The following is a 2,705-nucleotide window of genomic DNA, read 5'->3' on the forward strand; positions in this document are numbered from 1 at the left end:
AGCCATTGGTAATAAATATTTTTGAACCATTAATGACATATTCATCGCCATTAAGAACGGCTGTTGTTCGAACCGCTTGCAAGTCTGAACCTGTTCCCGGCTCGGTCATGGCAATTGCGGTAACCGTCTCACCAGTAGCCATTTTAGGGAGCCATTTCTGTTTTTGCTCTTCATTACCGAAGTTATTAATATAGTTGGCTACAATGTCGGAATGCAGTGAGAAACCTGTACTTGAGTCCATCGCATAGGCTTGTTCTTCAATAAGAATCATGCTGTATAGGCGATCGACACCTGAACCACCATATTGTTCTGGCATGGTGGTACAGAGTAAACCTAATGCACCAGCTTTATTCCAAAGATCTCGGTCAACATGCTGTTGTTTTTCATATTTTTCAATATTAGGTACAACTTCTTTCTCATAGAATTTACGTACCGTTTCCCGAAAAGCTTCATGTTCTTCATTAAATAAATGGCGAGGTAACATATTTGGAATGGGACGAATAGCACCAGATTGCATTGTATTTCTTCCTTGGTTTGGGCTTGATGTTATGAGCTAAACATAAGGGAAGCGACTAGACCTAACAATGTGATGAATGCTCATTTATGGCGGTGAAGTGATAAGTTTGGTCAATTTGATATTTTTAGCGAACTTTCTCATGTGATCAGGTAAACTAAGCGCACTATCAACGCAGATGGGGAAATAAATGTCTGAAGAAATGACCTTGGAAGAACGTAAAGTAATCTATCGCGCACGTCGTGGTTTAAAGGAAATTGATGTCTATTTTGACCCTTATGTGAAAAATTATTATTTAAAGGCAGACCCGGCAGAAAAAGCGTTGTTTGCTGAGTTGGTAGAACAGGAAGATCCTGATTTACTCGATTGGTTTATGGAAGTATCAGAACCACCACGTACCGAATTACGTGACTTTATCTATAAATTAAAACACTATGTTCATGGTTAATTTATTTTGATCAACCATTTGAATTTTAAGCTGAAATATAGTCGTTTTTCGATTATATTTCAGTTTTTTATTGGCTTAAGCTTAGCAATTCTATTTTATCAATTAATGCCGTTACTATGGTGGTTAGTTGTAATCAGCTTACTATTTATCAGCTTTATTTTCTTTTTAAAGCGTCCGCAGCTTGCACAAATTGCTTATTTAGATAAAAAACTATGGTCGCTTGCTTATCACTCACAGAACACCATTTCTCGCGTCAAAATTTCATAGTGATCTATTTTGAAGGTCATGAAACACTAACTTCTATCATTTGGTTTGATCAAATGTCATTAGCAGAGTGGAAAAAGCTTAAAACTTTAGAAAAACTCTATTAATTGTTAGACAATTCTACATTTGTATATTTATTTAAAATTATTATTAATCAATATCTTATCTTTTATTTCTTTTTGGGAAATTGAAATTGTCTAGTTAAAATACAGAAAAAAACAGCAAGAAAGTTAATTGTCGGACAATTTCTCAATATGGTTACTATTCTATCGGTTAAAGTACAAACACCAACGTAAAGTGTGTCGGAGGTCTCAAATGGAGATGCCAACATGGTCGTTCTTGGTCATTGCCATAATTATGGCGGTGGTGATAGGAAGAGCAGGAACTTTACTCAGGGAACATCTTAACCGAGTTAATCTTAGCAAAGTTAAGAGACAGAGGATGCAAAGGTCATCGATCAGTCAATAATCTAATTGGTTAATCGATTAATTTCATCAAGTGTCCAGTTTTTAACTGGGTGCGAACGTAGTAAGGAGGTCTCTCATGGAGATTTCAATGTGGATGTTTCTGTTGATTGCAGTAATTATGGCTGTAGTAGTAGGAAGAGAAGGAACTTTACTTAAGGATTATCTAGAACAACAATAATATAAGCCGTTAAAAGCTTATCCCAGTTAATAAGTAGCATGTGCTGAACCGTCGCAATGCTACTTTTTTTTGCCTAAAATTTTTGTTTCCCTGAAAAACTGTCAATTTTATCTGCTGTGAAGTGTGTCAAAGTATAAGCGCTACAATTAGAGTAATTACTCTTTTATTCAAGATATGCATCTGCTAATGTACATCTGAAAAGGAAAAAACAAATTACATCGAGGACAGGAAGATGTCTAAAGTCCAAAAAATATGCCAAGGTTTGGCGGTAAGTTTTCTTGCAGCTTCAGTTTTATCAGGTTGTTCATACGTCGTGAAAAGCGGAGCAAATGTTGCTTTAGGTTTTACGGAAAAGCACGTCGTTCCACCTATTTTAGCAATGCAAGATGCTGAAATGGTCTGTAATACTGGTAGTGCCTTAACTCCTGCAATCATGTCGACTAAAGGTATGGGGGCAGATCCTACTCGTGTTGCTGTCTTAATGTATGCTGCTTCAGGTGTATGCGCGGAAAACCAAGCATTAGAACAGGAATTACGTTATTTGCGTGCTTCAAAAGCAGGGCAGGTAACAGAAGCTCAAGATGCACGTATTGCACAGAAGCGTTGGGCTGCAATTGCTGCTGAGCGACAATACGCAGGCTATAAGCTCTTTGCTGATCGTTGGGAATCTAAATATAAATATCATTTAGGTGATTCTTGTCCAACAATGCGTAGTGATATTGACCAAACTGTATATTTACTTGGGATGATCAGTGGTCTTCAAGCTGTGACCAACGACATTAACTCTGGCGGTTCTGTCAATGTTCCGAAAGATATTGCTGCTATTGTAGAGCG

The 2,705-nt window shown here is 37.2% G+C and carries 2 protein-coding genes and 2 pseudogenes; 3 read left to right on the forward strand and 1 reads right to left on the reverse strand.

Annotation, left to right across the window (positions count from 1 at the left end; all coding sequences use genetic code 11):
- On the reverse strand, positions 1 to 517 hold a 517-nt coding region (locus VXQ92_RS15570), incomplete at its 3' end, for an acyl-CoA dehydrogenase family protein (protein ID WP_416682406.1).
- Between the two features lie 187 nt (positions 518 to 704).
- Here VXQ92_RS15570 and VXQ92_RS15575 point away from each other — a divergent pair.
- The 3 genes and pseudogenes from VXQ92_RS15575 to VXQ92_RS15585 form a co-directional block, all read left to right on the forward strand.
- Entirely contained in the window at positions 705 to 962 is a 258-nt protein-coding gene (locus VXQ92_RS15575) for a succinate dehydrogenase assembly factor 2 (RefSeq protein WP_001288210.1), read from the forward strand.
- Between the two features lie 6 nt (positions 963 to 968).
- A pseudogene (locus tag VXQ92_RS15580) lies at positions 969 to 1,333 on the forward strand (hypothetical protein).
- A 770-nt stretch (positions 1,334 to 2,103) separates the two neighbouring features.
- Positions 2,104 to 2,705, forward strand: a pseudogene (locus tag VXQ92_RS15585) (hypothetical protein); the annotation flags it as partial.

The sequence above is a fragment of the Acinetobacter sp. 228 genome (assembly GCF_048147885.1).

What these genes read in the sequence shown, in the direction of transcription:
- VXQ92_RS15575 (WP_001288210.1), top strand. Translation starts at nt 705, where the DNA reads ATGTCTGAAGAAATGACCTTGGAAGAACGTAAAGTAATCTATCGCGCA.